We start from the raw sequence: 15,907 nt of genomic DNA on the forward strand, positions 1-15,907 counted from the left end.
TAGGAAATAAATCGGCTTAGCCCAGCAGGCGGCGTTTCTGGGTCACGAACTCCAGCTCCGTCAGCAGGCCCTTTTCGCGCAGGCTAGCGAGGCGCTGGAGCTGTTCGAGCAGTTCATCGTGCACGGGCGCTGCGGTTTCTAGGGGCGGCATTTCGCCGGCGGCGATGGGGTCGTCCAAATTAGGCGCGGCCGCCGGTGCAGCTGCCGTAGCAAGGCGGAATCCATGCTTAGCGAAGTCCGGAAACCCCCTCTGAATCCGTAGGTACGCCAGGCTATCGTGCGTCCGGATCCGGTCGAAATCGTCGAAGCCGAGCGCCACGGCCCGGTCGAGGTGGTAAAACGCCCGGTCGGCCTCCTCTTCCACCGAGTAAGCACAGGCAATATTAAAGTGGGAGGCCACGTCACGCGGGTTTTGCTCCAGCGCACGCTGAAAGGAGGCGATCGCCTCCTGGTACTCGTATTCGCGGAACTGGCGCACACCCCGCTCGCGGTCTACCCGGCCCGGGTCGCGGCGACTGATCCGGTCCGCCTTATTTGCCGTACCCGGGTCTATGCGCTGATTGAAGCGCTCCTTATCCCGGCGTTCCTGTTCTTTTTCCCGTTCGGCCCGCTGACGCTGCCGCTCCTGGAACCGCCGTTCGCGATCATTCATGATGCTACGTTTTTGCGCCTGTTCGGGCCGTGCCTGAGCCGGACCGTACCCCGGTGAGGTTTGGGTCACCGGCTGATTGTACTTGAGGTCGAACTCCCGGGGGTCCATCGAGAGGTAAGAGATGGCATCCACGATGCCAAAGATGAGGGCCAGCGAGAGCAGCATGACGGTGAAGGGGCTCGGGCCGGCCGACAGGGCCAGCACGAAAAAGAACAAATGGGCCATCCCCATCCCCTTTTGCCCCAGATAGAAGCGTTGGAGGCCGACGATGCCCCCGAAAAACGCCAGAATCGCTGCAATCGTCTTATCTCTCATCTCACTGCTGGGAACGAACGCGGACCCGTTTTCGTTCTTGCCGCCGCGGACTTTTCCACCCGCCGCCGGCCGACTATTCTCCGAATATCCGGCAGGTCAGAATGGTAAGGTCGTCGGGGTAGGGTTCCTCCTGCCGGAACTCTTCCAGTTTGTCCAGTAAGTTGGCATTGAACGATTTAGCCGAGCGGTAGTGCTGCCGGCGGGCGAACTGATAAAGGATCTCCTCCTCGAAGGTCTCCCCGGCGGCACTCTGTAGATCGGTCAGCCCGTCGGTGTAGGTCACGATCAGCGCCTGGGGGGGTAGGGTCACCTCACCCACTTCCAGTATAGGTAGCTCATCGATGGAACCCAGCACGGTCGTGCCCTTATCGAGGAGCTGGAAGGTGTTCTCGCCCACCAGCACGGCGGGCGGGTGACCCGCATTGACGTAGCGCAGGCGGTGCGACTCCCGATCGTACTCGGCTACGAAGAAGGTCACGAAGCGCTCCCCGCCCGTGATGCGGTACACGCTCTCGTTGATCTCGGTGACGAACTCGTGTAGGCTACCCCGCTTGCGGATCAGGGTGTGGAAATTGGCCTGGAAGTTAGCCATCAACAGGGCCGCACTCACCCCCTTACCCGTAAAATCGCCGATGCAAAAAACCAGTTTGCCGTCCACGAACTCCCGGTAATCGAAGTAGTCCCCGCCCACCCCCAGTTTTGGCCGGTAGATGGCGCTGAGCTCGTAAAAGTCGTTGGTGGGTAGCTCCTTCGGGATCAGCATGCCCTGCACCTTGGCTCCTAGGTCGAGGTCGGCCTCCAGGCGCTCCTGCTCGATCTGACGCCGGAACAGCCGCTTGTTCTCGATGGCCACGGCGATCACGTTACTGATGGTGGTGATGATCTGCACCCGCTCGAACATATCCTCCTCGTCCTCAAACGTACCAATGAAGATGTAGGCAATGGGCCGCTCCTTGTGCAGCACCGGCACCACATGCTCGAAGTGGGAAAACAGCGGGTGGTCGTAGCGCTGAATCAGCCCCGGCCGCTTGATCTCCTCCAGGTCCTCGGTGTAGTCGATGGCCGTCGTCAGCTCCCGCTCGTCGAGCCCAATGGTGGTGGCCAATTGCCAGCGCTCGTCGTGCTCGCTCTCCCTGACGATCAGGGCCATCTCCCGCACTCCGAGCTCATTGCGCAGGAAGGCGCGGTACATCTGGAAAAGATCCTCGGCCGCCACGTTGTTGTTGATCGCCTGCGTCATCTGCAGCAGCCGCCGGACCTGCAACTGGCGCAGGTGCAGCTCGCGCTCTAGGCGATTGATGCGGGGCAGGGGGGAGGGCATGGCGTAAAGGTAGACCGCTTCGCGGTTAGTTGCCCCGATAGCTATCGGGGCTGGTTAGACCCTGCGGGGTAGACCCCTTCGGGGGTAGAGCGGGAATGACGTGGTAACTACCGACTCAACAACTCCAGGAGCTCATCAATCCGTCGCTGTTGCTCCGGTGCATCCAGCGCCCGCAGCACCTGTATCTTCTCCGAGGCGGTCATGTGTAGGGAGACGGAGGTGCGCAGGGGGTCGTCCACGCTGGGCTGGTAATTAAAGCGGAAGAGGTGGAAACGGTCGGGCCCGAGACTGCGGTAGAGGCCGGCCAGCAGTTCCTCCTGGTCCAGGATCTGGAGGCTAAGGATGTTGCCGGCTACGCCTAGGGGGCTCAGCAGACCGCTGATTACGCCGCGGTGACCATCCTCGGGGATTTGCTGCTCGCGGAAGGCGCTGAGCTGTACTAGTACGACGCCGGAGGTATTGCGGTCGATCCAGGGTTTGAAAACGTGGACGAAGCGGGCGGCGGAGGCAATGCCGTAGTTGTCGCGGTAGCCGGCATCCATGAGGCGAATGCCGGGCTCGGTGGGCAGGCTCACCTGGGGCAGTACGTAGGGGTAAGAGGCATTAGCGCGTAGGGCACTGCTCAGGCGGAGGCTATCGGCGTCCTGCGCATGGAGAAGGCGGCGGAAATCGACCATATCCGGCTCCAGGGGCACGCCGCGGCCCGCGGAGACGGGCGGGGTCATCATGTAGCTGACGTCCTGGGGAGACACGACCATGCGCCGCCCATCCTCGACCACGCTGGGGGTGATGAAGAGGAGCGGGACGCGGGCGGAGCGTTCTACGTCCCGGTAGTCAATTAGGGGTCGGTTAAGGAGATTATCGGTAGCCAGATTATAGGCCCGCTCGAAGGCGTAGCCCCGGTCGCGACGGTAAGACTCATCACCGACCCGCACCCGGCGAAAGGGTAGGAAGATGTCATTGCTGACGATCGAGAAGGCCACGGGGTTGAGCAGGTCCTCACTCACCCGGGCCAGGTGCTCGGGGCCCTCGAAGGGAAAGGTCGCCTGGTCGAGGTAGGCCTCGCGTAGGTAGGCCAGTCCTAGGAGCCCGCCACTGGCGCCGGTCATGAGGGCGGTGGACTCCAGCAGCCGCCCCTCGCTGCAGGCTTCGATGGACTGCGCCACGTGGGTAGCCCAGAGGGAGGCGGTAAGTCCGCCGCCGCTGGCGCAGAGGATGACCAGTTTCGGTCGCGCGGTGGGTTGCTTGGCCTTCCAGTTGTCGAGGATGGCCTCGGTGGCGCGGATGTCCCGGCGTCGCTCGGCCGGGGCGTAGAAGGAACGTAGGGTGTCGAGGGAGTACTCGGCCGGCGTCCCGTAGTCGAGCCCGTAGGCCTGATTGCCGTGGTCGAAAAAGGGAGTACTGGTGAGCCAGTTGATGGTGAGCAGTAGCAGGATCAGCAGCGTCAGACGCCACTCCGAAAACCAGTAGCTCACCGCTCCAATGATGGAGACGAAGAGGCTGAATAAGATAAAAAAGCTCGCCCCCGCCGGAATTTGAAAGGTCGGCTGCTCGATCAGTAGGCCCAAAGCGATGAGGATACCGATGGTGACGAACTGCAGCACCAGGGCGTTGACGTGGTTCTGCCGGAAGATGTTGCGGAGCAGACTGGTCTCATAGTGGGCCACCGAGCGCACCCGCTGCGCCCGCAGCGAGCTATTTAGGTAGAAGGCCACGCCAAAGGGATTATCGTATAGATTGACCAGTTGCGGCCCCAGGGCGGTAGCCCGGTAGGGCCGGTAGCCCAGGGCGCCCCGCCGGCCCGGCCCCTGGTGGGGAGGTGCCTCCCGCCCGCCGGTGTAGTAGGTGATGTCCCGGTTCGTGAGGTTGAAATAGATCGAGTAGATGAACAGGCTTAATGCCAGGCCAACAACGAGCCCCGATAAGTTTTGCACCGGCGAACGTGCCCCCTGTATTGCCCCGTTCTGAAAGCTTAGTAGGAAGGCGCAGTAGGTAAGAAAGACCCCCAGGGGCAGCAGGGCGTTGTTGATGCAGTACTTGAAAAACGGGCGGGAGAGGCTGGCCAAAAAGTTGAAGTAGCCCCCCAGTAGCAAGTAGGTACTTAAGTTCCAGCTCATGGTGAAAAAGCCGAAGGCCAGGCCCACGATGAGAAAGGCAAAGTAGCCCGTCTCGCCCAGGTACTCGGGGTCGAGAAAGAGGTACTGCAGGCCCAACTGGGCCCCGAGCGCGCCACTGATCATGAGCAGGAGCAGCACCCACATACCTAGCAATAGAAAATTGGTACGCAGGTGCAACAGCAGCAGCTGCACGGGAAAGGAGCGGTAAATGTGGCGCAGCAGCTCGGGCATCGCGGCTAAATTTAAGGTAACTTTGCCGCCCTTTATGCCCAACCGCCTCGCCACCAAGCTTACCCCCCAGGGGGAGCGCATCCTCCGCTCCGGTCACCCCTGGCTCTTCGACGGAGCCGTGGCCGCGGTGAAGGGGGAGGGGCAGGCCGGGGACCTGGCCATCATCTTCGATCGCAAGCGCGATAAATTTATTGGGGTGGGGCTTTACGATCCCGACGTGCCGATCCGCATTCGGGTGCTGCACCAGGGGGAATCCGTGAAGATTGACGAGGCTTTCTTTGCCGCCCGCATTCAGGACGCCCGCAAGCTGCGTCTCCCGCTGCTGAAGAAAAACACCAATGGCTACCGGCTCGTCCACGGCGAGAACGACCGGCTGCCGGGGTTGGTGGTGGACGTCTACGCCGGCGTGGCGGTCGTGAAGCTCTACAGTCCGGTGTGGTTTCCCTACCTCGATATGCTGCTGCCCCACATCCAGCGGGCGGCGAAGGCAGAGTCGGTGGTGCTGCGGTTGGCTCGCGTGGTGAAGGCCCGGCCGGGACTCACGGATGGAACCGTGCTGGTAGGTACCCTAGCCGATCCCGAGGTCGTATTTAAGGAGCACAACGTAGAGTTCCTGGCTGATGTAGTAAGCGGTCACAAAACCGGCTTTTTTCTCGACCACCGCCACAACCGCAAGCGGGTAGGGGAGCTAGCCCAGGCGCAGGATGTGCTCGACGTATTCAGCTACGCCGGCGGATTCAGCGTGCACGCCCTGCACGGCGGGGCCTACCGGGTGGTGAGTCTGGACATCAGTGGCCCGGCCCTGGAAGTAGCCCGCCGCAACGTAGCCCTTAACTTCGGGGAGGACCCCCGCCACGAAACTATCGAGGGAGATGCCTTCAAAGAACTGGAACGGCTAGCACGGCAGGGCGAGGAGTTCGGTATCGTAGTGGTCGACCCCCCCAGTTTCGCCAAGCGGGAGCGGGAGGTGCCCGGTGCCCTGGATGCCTACCGCCGCATTAATACCCTGGCCGTGCCACTGGTCAAACCGGGTGGTCTGCTGCTGGCCTGCTCCTGCTCGGCACGGGTCAGTGCGGCCGACTTTTTTGCCACGGTAGAGAAGGTGATGAAGCGCAGCGGGCGGGGCTACACGCTGCTGGAGCAGACCTTCCACGACGTGGATCACCCCATTGGTTTTGCGGAGGGGGCCTACCTGAAATCAGTGTATTACCGCGTAGACTAAAAAACCAACCGGGCGTTATTTACGTACAATCAGGCTACTGCTGATCACACGTTTCATGCGTCTTCATATCATTATCCCCGTCGTCGATGAGCGCGAGAATCTTCGCCATCTACTCCCTTACCTAGCCGGCGAGCTGGCGGGCCGTGGCACCATTACGGTGGCCGACGGGGGCAGTACGGACGGCACGGCGGAACTCATCGGGGCGCTGACGCAGGTGCAGTATCTATCGTGTGGACAACAGGGCCGGGCCCCCCAAATGAACGAAGCGGCCGCGCTCAATTTGCACACTTACGACGTGCTCTACTTCCTACACGCCGACACGCGACCGCCCAGCGGCTTTTACAATGATATCCAGCGCAGTGTGGCGGAGGGCTATCCGGTCGGTTGCTACCGCTTTCGCTTCGACTCGGGCAGTCCGCTGCTAGCTATCAATGCCTTCTTTACGCGTTTTCCGCGGGCATTGTCTTGTCGGGGAGGCGATCAGTCGTTATTCCTGACCCGCGAGGTCTGGCGTGAGCTCGGCGGCTTCGACGGCTCCATGCAGATCATGGAGGACTACGACATCATCCAGCGCATCTGGGCGGCGGAGATTCCCTTTCGGGTTGTTCCACGATCCATCACCGTCTCGGCCCGCAAGTACCGCGCTAATAGCTGGCTGCGCGTGCAGTTGGCTAATTGGAAGGTGTTTCGCATGTACAAGGCAGGGGCGGATGAGGGGGAAATGATCCGGCTGTACCGGCGGCGGCTGCGGCCCTGGTAGTGGTTCGTGGGTTAGCTGCGCTGCTACCTACGGTGGTCTAGCCGCGGCTACTACCTCATCAGCACGGCAAGGATGCCGGGAGCTGCTATTCCCGCATCAGACGCGCCCGATCCAACCCCGCAGCCTTTGCCTCCGCGAACGCCTGCGGACCAAAAGACGGCTGCCCGTGCAACGGCAATACCGCCTTCACTCCCGCCACCGGGATGCCCTCCCAACCCACCTTGTTTAGCGCCCAGTCGGCATCGCTGATGGGCGCATGCGTAAAGTGCTGGTGCGGCTTTTCGTAGTTGTTGCCGACGATGATGTCGCCGGTGAAAAGGTAGCCCGTAGGCAGGTGCAGGTAGGCCGTAGAGCCGGGGGTGTGACCGGGTACGTGGTGGTAGGCGACGTGGATGTCCTCTAGGATGGGCGTGTTGCTCTCCAGGGGGTGGAGGCCCGGCCGGTTCATGCTGTCGTAGCTATGGATGAGCACGGGTGCCCCGCCGAGCCAGTCGGATAGCTCCGTCGGGGAGCCCAGGGCCTGGCCTACCAGGTCGGAGTGGGTAATTAGCAGGGCGGCGGGGGTGCGGCCGTTAAGGAAGCGGTCCACGGCCCCGCGAGTGATGGCGTGGACGGTGTCGATGAGGGTGATCTTGTTCTCATGGGTCAGCGCGTAGGTCTGCCCGTTGCGAAAGCGCTGCTTGGGTACCCGAAACAGCGTCAGGTTGTCCTGGATGGCGACGGACTGGCCCGGGCGAGCGGCGCGGATGTCGGCGATGAAGGAGGGGAGGATGGTGGACATGGCGGCGGGTGTTTGTTATTGAATCGCTGCGGGTGGGGAGGGGTTCAGCGCGCCGGAATATCGCACCCGCGACCCCGCCCGTTTTACCCCCTCCGAAGCCCCAATTTTACTAGGAAACGTGGCACAATTTTTGTACCTTCGTAGCTATGACCAAGAACAAGGAAATGGGCCCGAAAGCGGGCTATGATGCCGGAAATATTACCGCCTTAGAGGGACTGGAAGCCGTGCGCAAACGCCCCGGTATGTACATCGGCGGTACCGATACGCGGGGGCTGCACCACCTGGTCTGGGAGGTGGTCGATAACTCCATCGACGAGCACCTGGCCGGCTACTGTAGCCGCATCGACATGACGATCCACGAGGACAACTCGATCACGGTGGTCGACGACGGCCGCGGTATCCCCGTAGGTACGCACGAAAAGCTGAAGAAATCCGCCCTGGAGGTGGTGATGACGGTGCTGCACGCCGGGGGTAAGTTCGATAAGGACACCTACAAAGTATCGGGTGGACTGCACGGGGTGGGCGTGTCGTGTGTGAACGCACTCTCTAGCCACCTGCGCGCTACGGTGCACCGCGACGGCAAGGTGTACCAGCAGGACTACAGCGAGGGCAAGCCCCAGAACCAGGTGCACGAGGTAGGTACGACCGACCATACGGGTACCACCATTATGTTTAAGCCGGATGCGACGATCTTTGAGTCGACCGTGTACAAGTTTGAAACGCTGGCTAGTCGTATGCAGGAACTCGCCTTCCTCAACAGCGGATTGCAACTGGGCATCACCGACGAGCGGCAGAAGGACGACGACGGCAACTTCCTGCACAAAGAGTTCTACAGCGAGGGTGGACTGGCCGAGATGGTCAAGTACCTCGACGAGGGCAAGCAGGACCTGATCGAGGAGGCCATCTACGTGAAGTCTAAGGAAGACAACGTGGAGGTCGAGGTGGCCATGCAGTACAACACCACCTACCAGGAGAATATTTACTCCTTCGTCAATAACATCAAGACCCGTGAGGGGGGTACCCACGTGAACGGCTTCCGCCGGGCCGTGAACCGTTTGTTCACCAAGTACGGCGATGACAACGGGCTGTTCAAGAAGCTGAAATTCAAGGTCAGCGGGGAGGACTTCCGCGAGGGCCTCACCGCCGTGGTCTCCGTGAAGGTGCCCGAGCCGCAGTTCAAGGGACAGACCAAGGGGGAGCTCGGTAACTCCGAGGTCACCGGTATCGTCAGCCGTGCCGTGGGCGAGAGCGTAGGCCACTGGTTGGAGGAAAACCCCAATCAGGCCAAGCGCATCATCGACAAGGTGATCATTGCCGCCACCGCCCGCCACGCCGCCCGCAAGGCCCGCGAGATGGTGCAGCGTAAGAACGTCCTCACCGGCACCGGACTGCCCGGTAAACTCGCCGATTGCTCCAACAAGGACCCCGACGGTTCGGAGATCTACCTCGTGGAGGGTGATTCGGCCGGCGGTACGGCCAAGATGGGTCGCGACCGGAAGTTTCAGGCCATCCTGCCCCTACGCGGTAAGATCCTCAATGTAGAGAAGGCCATGGAGCACAAGATTTACGAGAATGAGGAGATCAAGAACATGTTTACCGCCCTGGGCGTGAGCATCGTGGAGGGGGAGCACGGGGAGCGGATCCTGAACCTGGAGAAGCTACGCTATCATAAGATCATCATCATGTGTGACGCCGACATCGACGGCAGCCACATCGTGACCCTTATCCTGACCTTCTTCTTCCGCTACATGCACGCCCTGGTTGACGGTGGCTACGTCTACATCGCCCAGCCGCCCCTCTACCAGGTGCGCCGCGGCAAGCAGTTCCAGTACTGCTGGAACGAGGACGAGCGCCGCGAGGCCATCGCCCGCTTCAGCCGCCACGAGAACGATGGCTCCGTGAAGGTGCAGCGCTACAAGGGCCTCGGCGAAATGAACGCCACCCAGCTCTGGGAGACCACCATGGACCCCGACACCCGCATGCTCCAGCAGGTCACCATCGAGGAGACCTCGGAGGCCGACCGCGTATTCAGTATGCTGATGGGTGATGAGGTGCCGCCGCGTAGGGCTTTCATCGAGGCGAATGCTAAGTATGCTAAGGTGGATGTGTAAATCAGTTAAAACAAAGATACAATGTCTTCAGTAGTCGAATCCCGGATCCTGGATGATTTCTTTGACCTTATGGTGAATCAACCCTCACCCAAAGAGATACTAGAATTTAAAATGTCGGTGGATGATGAGCGTAAAATCACGAAATTGATTGAGCTTACGCATGCGGAAAGTCTTTCCTTCCAGGATCAAGCAGAAATTGACTACTACTTTCGGATCGAAAGAGCCATCGTTCTAGCTAAAGCTAAAGCTTACGCTAAGCTTCAGGGTGATAGGTAATGGCGTCTAACAAGGTCCACTATATTACAAATAGCCTTCGGCGTAAGGTCTTTGAATATTCTAAGTATAGTTGTCGGTACTGCCTATTGCCGGACTTGGTGCTACCAGGAGTGTTACAGGTTGATCACATCATTCCTAAAAAACAGCAGGGTACCACCGATGAGAAAAACCTAATTGGTTGCTGTGCTCGCTGTAATCTATTGAAGGGAGTCAGTATCGCGGTTTACTTTCCAGGGGATGGGGAGATTCATCCTTTGTACCGCCCCCGTAAAAACGAATGGTCCCATCACTTCAGGTTAGAAGATAATGGGACCATTCATTCCAAAACATTAATTGGAGAGGGAACTATCCGATTACTTTCGCTAAATCAGGATAACCGAGTAGAGACGCGAAAGATCCTAACTGAACACGGCTATAAGTTTAATTTGGCTTAGACCTACTGCAACTCCCGCGTAGCCTCAAACAAAAACCACGTCCGCCGCTGCGCCTGGTCGATCCACTCTTCCAGAAAGCTGGCGGTGGCTACGTCCTCAGCCTCGTCGCAGACCTCGTGGGTCTTGAGCATATTGGCGGCGAGCTTCTTATTCTCTTCCACTAGGTCGAGGAGCATATCCTTGGGCGATACTTGCGCCTCATCGTTATCGTCTACCCGCTGTAGTTCGGCGACCATGCCGATGCTGGTCACGGTCTTGCAGCCCAGCTTCCGTACCCGTTCGGCGGCCGGATCGACGGTCTCGATCAACTCCATGCTCTGCTCGTCGAGCATCAGGTGGTAATCGCGGAAGTTACGACCCGACATGTGCCAGTGGTAGTTCTTCGTCTTCACCCACAGGGCGATGAGGTCGCTGACTACGGCGTTCATCGAGTCGGCTACGGCCTGTACTTTTTCGGGGTCGAGGTTGTTGGGGGTATTGAGCTCCGCCATGGAGATCGTATGCTTAGCTTTGGCCACGGTCGTTGGGTTTGTGTATGGGCCCAACCTGCCCGCCGCCCCACTAGTTCGCCCCTAAGTCGCTTATTCTCAGTCCAAAGGCCCCCCGCCCGTGTCCCACCGCCTCCACTCATCGGAACGTCTCAAATCCCGGAAAGAAATCGGCCGGCTCTTTGCTCCGGGGGTGCAGACGGCTGCTGCCTACCCCATTCGTATCCTGTACCGGGAGGTGGAGCAGGTGAGGGGGCCGCACCCTATACAGGTCACCTTTGTTGTTCCGAAAAAACGCTTTAAGCGCGCCGTCGATCGTAATCTGCTGAAGCGGCGCATGCGCGAGGCTTACCGACTGAATAAGGACGTGATAGATTGGGCGCGTCCGCAGGTGCAGGAGGGATCGCGTGAGGCTAGCGTGCAACTCGCGCTACTATTTATGTATACGGGGAAGGAGATCGCCCCCTACGCCGAGATCGAGAAGCGAGTGCGAAAGTTATTGGCTCGTAGCTTCTAGCCGCGGTTCGGCCGACGAGGGGGGCTTAGCCCCGCGCGGAAGAAGCCGCTTCCACCGCCCGCCACACCCGCAGCACATTGCCGGAAAGAATCTTTTCAATGTCCTCGTCCGTATATCCCCGCTTCAGGAGTACGTAGATCAGATTGGGGTAGTCGGCCACGTCCTTAAGGCCGGTAGGGAGGCTATCGCCTACGCCGTCGAAGTCAGAGCCCAGGCCCACGTGGTCGATGCCCGCCAGCTCCACGACCCGGTCGATGTGGTTGGCGACCATCTCGACGTCGGAGTAGAGGGTAGGGTTCTCCTGCTGAAAGCTATCGATCAGGGACTGGGCCTCCTCCGAGCTATACTCCAGATCGGCGTCGACGAGGCGGGCGCTGAGTACCTCGCGCAGGCTGTCCTGCCGCTCGCGCAGGGTCCCATCCAGGAAGGTGGAGCCGAAGTTGATCTGAATCACGCCACCATTCTCGCCGAGGCGCTCGATCATCTCATCGTTCATGTTGCGCTCGAAGCCGGGGGTGAACTCCCGCACGGAGCTATGGCTGGCGATCACCGGCACGTCGGTTATCTCCATCACGTCCCAGAAGGCGGAGTCGCTGATGTGGCTCACGTCGACCATGATACCTACCCGGTTCATCTCCCGTACGACCTCCTTACCGAACGCACTCAGTCCGCTGTTGATGGCCGTAGTGTCGTAGCTGCTGTCCGAGATCAGGTTATCCTTAGCGTGCGTGAGGGTGATGTAGCGGATGCCCTTATCGAAGTACTCCGCCACGCGTCCGAGCTGATCCTCGATGGGCGCACCGTTTTCCATGCCCATCGGTAGGCTCATCACGCCTTCACGGAAGTTGCGCTCTAGGTCGTCCGGGCTCAGCGCAATCCGAAAGTTATCGGGGTGGGCCTCGGCGATGCCCTTCACCATGTCGATCAGGCTATCGGCCAGCGCGGGGGCGGCACCGGGCTCTTCCTGTAGGCTGCTGGGAATGTAGATCGACATAAAGGGGGCATCCAGTCCACCCTCCACGGCCCGTACGTAATCGAAGTCACCCTCGTCGGTCTCGATGGGAATGCCCAGCATTTCGCGTTCCAGGCGGAAGTTCTGCACCTTCAGTCGGTAAGGGAGGTCGACGTGGCCGTCGGTGATGAGGTAAGCGTGGGCGAGGCTGTCGGCGTGGGCGCGTAGCTCTACGTCGGAGCGTTGGTCCTGGTCTGTTTCAGGACCGCTACCGATGTTGCCACAGGACAGTAGGGTGCCGAACGTGACGGCGGTAAGGAGGAAGCGGAGCATCGGTAGCTAGTTAGAATCGGGTGAGTGAATGCGATCGACTCCGGTAGGCCGGCTGGGGGACAAACATAAGTGAAATCTAGCAGATCCCAGGATTCCGTCGGACGGCCTCCCCCCGTCGGACGGCCTCCCCCCGTCGGACGGCCTCCCCCCGTCGGACGGCCTCCCCCCGTCGGACGGCCTCCCCCCGTCGGACGGCCTCCCCCCGTCGGACGGCTAGTCGTCATACCCTAGCACAGAGTTCCTTATATTCGACACGACTACACCCCACTAAGCCCAAAGACATGCTGCGTTTTATCGTTTTACTTCTGCTGGTACTGACAGAAACAGCCTGCGATAAGAGTGGCTCCGTAGCGGCGGAACCCCCTGAAGTAACCACCCCCATCGCCACCTCCGAGGTCATCCCCAATTCCCTGGATCAGATTAGAAACGACATGGCCCTGCCCCACGAAGCCCTCCCCCGCGGCGTGCCGGATTACCTGGACTGGAAGGAAAAGCCCCGCCTCGGTGGCGGCAATGAGCCGCCCGCCGACTGGGATGCCATGATCACCTGGGGGCAGGTCTACGCCGCCGCCGGTAGCGACCCGGCCCCCAACACCCGCTTCCAGATCAAGAACATGCGTAGCTGGTATCTTAGCAAGGCCACTGGTGAGTGGGTGCGCTGGCAGCAGTCCGATAACGTCGGCGGGGCTAACTACGCTGAGGACTTCCAGAACGACCGCAACGAACCAGCCGACCTGCGCCGGGAGGAGATCGGCTACTCCGCCACCTTAAAGGATAGCTTCAACTTTCACTTTTGGCCGGAGGAGGGCCGCGTCACCATGGACCCTACCGACATTGCCGCCGTGTGGACGGCCATCGACGGGCGCCTCATTCTGGCCGACAGCACCGCCGCCGATGACCGCGCCTCAGCCGAGCTGATGATGAGCGTAGGGGCCGACTACTGGCAGAGTAAGTCCGCCGCGTGGGACCAGTGGAAGACCAATCACGATATCGCCATCGGCCGCTTCCGCTTCCTGACCAAGGACTGGCAGACGTACAATATGCACACGATGAGCGAGGAGGTACTGAAAAACAATCCGCCGCCTTTTAAATAGCGCGGCGTAGGTACGAGGGGCCCGTACCTACCGCACCACCGAAAACCGCCGTGCCGGCTCCTGGGCAGCACGATTAGCTTCCGTCCAGTTCCCTGCCGCAGACTGCCGCTCCCTACCGAAGTAGTCGCTGTTGCGCTCCTCGGCCGTCACCCAGTCGGGTGCCACGGTACCCGCTACCAGCCGCAGGCGGAAGGTTACGCTGGCATCGGTGTCGGGGAGGTCTACGGTAGCGAAGGTATCCGTGACCGGCAGGGAGTTGATCAGGGTAAAATCCAGCGTACCGGTAGGCGCGTACGCCGGTGCAAGCGTAAGTTGTAGGGCAGCCCCCACGCTGGTCGTGCCATCGACGAACATGTTCCCGGACTGCGTATCGCGGTCGGGTACGGCAACGCGCACGATGAGGGTACCGCGCAGCTCGAGCGTGCCTCCGGGTGCTACGACCATCTTGCCGGTCGACACTAAGTGGTCGGTAGAGACTACACGGGGGGAAACGATCAGGGTAGCCCCGTCGGCCACCGTGAGTTGAGCGGGTAACGTGCAGGTTAAGAAACAGGCCAGGAGGGTGAATTAGATGTGTCGCATAGTGTAGGTAAGGTAGCCGTTAGTAGGAGGGATTACCCCTATATCCCCGGAAGCAAGCCCGTTACACGGCGTAACATTTTGGTGGGAAAACGCGGGGAGTATCCGGTTTTCCCCACTCACCTTGCACCTGCGACCCCGCAAAACTTCACTTTCCACTGCTAGGATGTGGATAACGGCCTGGGTTTTCCACATTGTGGAGAACCTTATCCACAGTGTGGAGAAATAGCCGTATTGTATTAAGAGCTTGGTTTACAGTGAGTTAATATTCGTTTTCCACAGCTTGTGGAGAAATAGGGAGAAATGTGGCGCACTAGGGTACCTATCTTGGCGATTATACGAGAGAAACCAACAAAACAGTTGGAAGCCTCTTGGAAGCTCCGGCTTGCTGATACCACTTAGGCTGAGGCGGCTTTCTCTGACGGGATGCCGCCTTAGTTAACTGACCACGAGAAATTCGACGGGTTACACCGCTTTTCTTTTCCACACGACGGGAGGGAGAACGGTGATTCGTCGCCTTACCATAACCCGTTTGCAGTGCATTAGCTGCCTCACTCAACACATGTAATTATGACCGCCAATCTTGAGCCCATCCTGGTTGAAAATCCCAACCGCTTCGTTCTTTTTCCCATTCAGCACGACGATATCTGGCGCTACTATAAGGACAATGAGGCCTGCTTCTGGACGGCCGAGGAGATTGACCTCTCCAGCGACCTCAATGACTGGAACAATAAGCTCAACGACCAGGAGCGCTACTTCATCAAGCACGTGCTGGCGTTTTTCGCCGCCTCTGACGGCATCGTGAACGAGAACCTGGCCGAAAACTTCGTGGCCGAGGTGCAGTATACGGAGGCCAAGTTCTTCTACGGCTTCCAGATCATGATGGAGAACATCCACTCCGAAACCTACAGCCTGCTGATCGACACCTACATCAGCGATGCGGCCGAGAAAGACCACTTATTTAACGCCATCGAGACCATGCCCTGCGTGCAGAAAAAGGCCCAGTGGGCGCTGCGCTGGATCGACAACGGTAGCTTCGCCGAACGCATCGTCGCCTTTGCCGCCGTGGAGGGCATCTTCTTCAGCGGTAGCTTCTGCTCCATCTTCTGGCTCAAGAAGCGCGGCCTGATGCCGGGCCTGACCTTCTCCAACGAGCTCATCAGCCGCGATGAGGGTATGCACTGCGACTTCGCCTGTCTCCTCTACAACGACCATATCCAGAACAAGCTCGAGGAGGGCATGGTGACCAAGATCATCAAGGATGCCGTCGAGATCGAGAAGGAGTTCGTCAGCGATTCTCTACCCGTCAACCTCATCGGCATGAACGCCGACATGATGTGCCAGTACATCGAGTTCGTCGCCGACCGTCTGCTCAGTGAGCTGGGCCAGGAAAAGGTCTGGAACGTCGAAAACCCCTTCCCCTGGATGGATATGATCAACCTACAGGGCAAGACCAACTTCTTTGAGAAGCGCGTGGGCGAGTACCAGAAGGCTGGGGTGACCTCGGAGCGGGAGAAGCAGGTATTCTCACTCGACGAAGACTTCTAGCCGCCCGACCCCAGCGGGGTCTCCCTGACTTGACCCCGGGCACCAGCCCGGGGGCCCCCGGCAGGGAGACTCCGCCCCTTACATGCGCTCCGCACCCGCGGCCCCGCCCACCGGTGCACCTCCTTCCAAACACCCAAGCAGCTTGCCGGCTAAAGCCGGCGCTACCATCACACTAC

At 59.9% G+C, this 15,907-nt stretch carries 15 protein-coding genes; 8 read left to right on the forward strand and 7 right to left on the reverse strand.

From position 1 onward, the window contains the following. Positions 1 to 16 precede the first annotated feature (16 nt). The 3 genes from ACOOHD_RS17780 to ACOOHD_RS17790 all read right to left on the reverse strand — a co-directional run bounded on the left by ACOOHD_RS17780 (position 17) and on the right by ACOOHD_RS17790 (position 4,636). Positions 17 to 967 carry a TPR end-of-group domain-containing protein gene (locus ACOOHD_RS17780; protein WP_420459223.1) on the reverse strand — a complete coding sequence of 317 codons (951 nt, stop codon included), beginning with the start codon at positions 965 to 967 and terminating at the stop codon, positions 17 to 19. Between the two features lie 73 nt (positions 968 to 1,040). Continuing rightward, entirely contained in the window at positions 1,041 to 2,288 is a 1,248-nt protein-coding gene (locus tag ACOOHD_RS17785) for a PP2C family protein-serine/threonine phosphatase (protein ID WP_420459224.1), read from the reverse strand. Between the two features lie 107 nt (positions 2,289 to 2,395). Then, positions 2,396 to 4,636 carry a hypothetical protein gene (locus tag ACOOHD_RS17790; RefSeq protein ID WP_420459225.1) on the reverse strand — a complete coding sequence of 747 codons (2,241 nt, stop codon included), beginning with the start codon at positions 4,634 to 4,636 and terminating at the stop codon, positions 2,396 to 2,398. 34 nt (positions 4,637 to 4,670) lie between these two features. Here ACOOHD_RS17790 and ACOOHD_RS17795 point away from each other — a divergent pair, with 34 nt between their 5' ends. Continuing rightward, entirely contained in the window at positions 4,671 to 5,858 is a 1,188-nt protein-coding gene (locus tag ACOOHD_RS17795) for a class I SAM-dependent rRNA methyltransferase (RefSeq protein WP_420459226.1), read from the forward strand. Positions 5,859 to 5,913: 55 nt separating this feature from the next. After that, positions 5,914 to 6,618, forward strand: a complete 705-nt coding sequence (locus tag ACOOHD_RS17800; protein WP_420459227.1) for a TIGR04283 family arsenosugar biosynthesis glycosyltransferase — start codon at positions 5,914 to 5,916, stop codon at positions 6,616 to 6,618. Positions 6,619 to 6,703: 85 nt separating this feature from the next. Here the strand turns inward: ACOOHD_RS17800 and ACOOHD_RS17805 are convergent, their stop codons facing one another. Beyond that, the gene (locus tag ACOOHD_RS17805) at positions 6,704 to 7,399 is read right to left on the reverse strand and encodes a hypothetical protein (RefSeq protein WP_420459228.1); all 696 of its coding nucleotides are present in this window, start codon (positions 7,397 to 7,399) and stop codon (positions 6,704 to 6,706) included. Positions 7,400 to 7,545: 146 nt separating this feature from the next. Here ACOOHD_RS17805 and gyrB point away from each other — a divergent pair, with 146 nt between their 5' ends. Genes gyrB through ACOOHD_RS17820 form a run of 3 tightly spaced genes read left to right on the forward strand, consistent with a single transcriptional unit; the run spans position 7,546 to position 10,220 of the window. After that, on the forward strand, positions 7,546 to 9,510 hold the full coding sequence (gyrB, locus tag ACOOHD_RS17810; RefSeq protein ID WP_420459229.1) for a DNA topoisomerase (ATP-hydrolyzing) subunit B: 1,965 nt from the start codon (positions 7,546 to 7,548) through the stop codon (positions 9,508 to 9,510). Between the two features lie 21 nt (positions 9,511 to 9,531). Beyond that, the gene (locus ACOOHD_RS17815; RefSeq protein ID WP_420459230.1) at positions 9,532 to 9,786 is read left to right on the forward strand and encodes a hypothetical protein; all 255 of its coding nucleotides are present in this window, start codon (positions 9,532 to 9,534) and stop codon (positions 9,784 to 9,786) included. Then, on the forward strand, positions 9,786 to 10,220 hold the full coding sequence (locus tag ACOOHD_RS17820) for an HNH endonuclease (RefSeq protein WP_420459231.1): 435 nt from the start codon (positions 9,786 to 9,788) through the stop codon (positions 10,218 to 10,220). Before ACOOHD_RS17815 ends, ACOOHD_RS17820 begins: the two co-directional genes overlap by 1 nt. Positions 10,221 to 10,222: 2 nt before the next feature. Here ACOOHD_RS17820 and ACOOHD_RS17825 read toward each other — a convergent pair whose 3' ends face one another. Beyond that, positions 10,223 to 10,738 carry a Dps family protein gene (locus ACOOHD_RS17825; RefSeq protein ID WP_420459232.1) on the reverse strand — a complete coding sequence of 172 codons (516 nt, stop codon included), beginning with the start codon at positions 10,736 to 10,738 and terminating at the stop codon, positions 10,223 to 10,225. A 91-nt stretch (positions 10,739 to 10,829) separates the two neighbouring features. On the opposite strand from ACOOHD_RS17825, the gene ACOOHD_RS17830 reads away from it, so the two are divergent. Next, complete coding sequence (locus ACOOHD_RS17830; RefSeq protein ID WP_420459233.1) at positions 10,830 to 11,225, forward strand: ribonuclease P protein component; 396 nt, start codon at positions 10,830 to 10,832, stop codon at positions 11,223 to 11,225. Positions 11,226 to 11,250: 25 nt separating this feature from the next. On the opposite strand, the gene ACOOHD_RS17835 is transcribed toward ACOOHD_RS17830, so the two are convergent. Continuing rightward, positions 11,251 to 12,510 (reverse strand): dipeptidase, encoded by a 1,260-nt coding sequence (locus ACOOHD_RS17835; protein WP_420459234.1) that lies wholly within the window; start codon positions 12,508 to 12,510, stop codon positions 11,251 to 11,253. A 281-nt stretch (positions 12,511 to 12,791) separates the two neighbouring features. Between ACOOHD_RS17835 and ACOOHD_RS17840 the strand changes: the two genes are divergently transcribed. Then, on the forward strand, positions 12,792 to 13,604 hold the full coding sequence (locus ACOOHD_RS17840; RefSeq protein ID WP_420459235.1) for a hypothetical protein: 813 nt from the start codon (positions 12,792 to 12,794) through the stop codon (positions 13,602 to 13,604). A 27-nt stretch (positions 13,605 to 13,631) separates the two neighbouring features. Here the strand turns inward: ACOOHD_RS17840 and ACOOHD_RS17845 are convergent, their stop codons facing one another. After that, positions 13,632 to 14,063, reverse strand: coding sequence for a hypothetical protein (locus tag ACOOHD_RS17845; RefSeq protein WP_420459236.1), 432 nt, complete (start codon positions 14,061 to 14,063; stop codon positions 13,632 to 13,634). A gap of 690 nt (positions 14,064 to 14,753) precedes the next feature. Between ACOOHD_RS17845 and ACOOHD_RS17850 the strand changes: the two genes are divergently transcribed. Further along, positions 14,754 to 15,731, forward strand: a complete 978-nt coding sequence (locus ACOOHD_RS17850; protein WP_420459237.1) for a ribonucleotide-diphosphate reductase subunit beta — start codon at positions 14,754 to 14,756, stop codon at positions 15,729 to 15,731. Positions 15,732 to 15,907: the final 176 nt, after the last annotated feature.

The sequence above is a fragment of the Neolewinella sp. genome (genome assembly GCF_965214665.1).
Lineage (GTDB): Bacteria > Bacteroidota > Bacteroidia > Chitinophagales > Saprospiraceae > Neolewinella.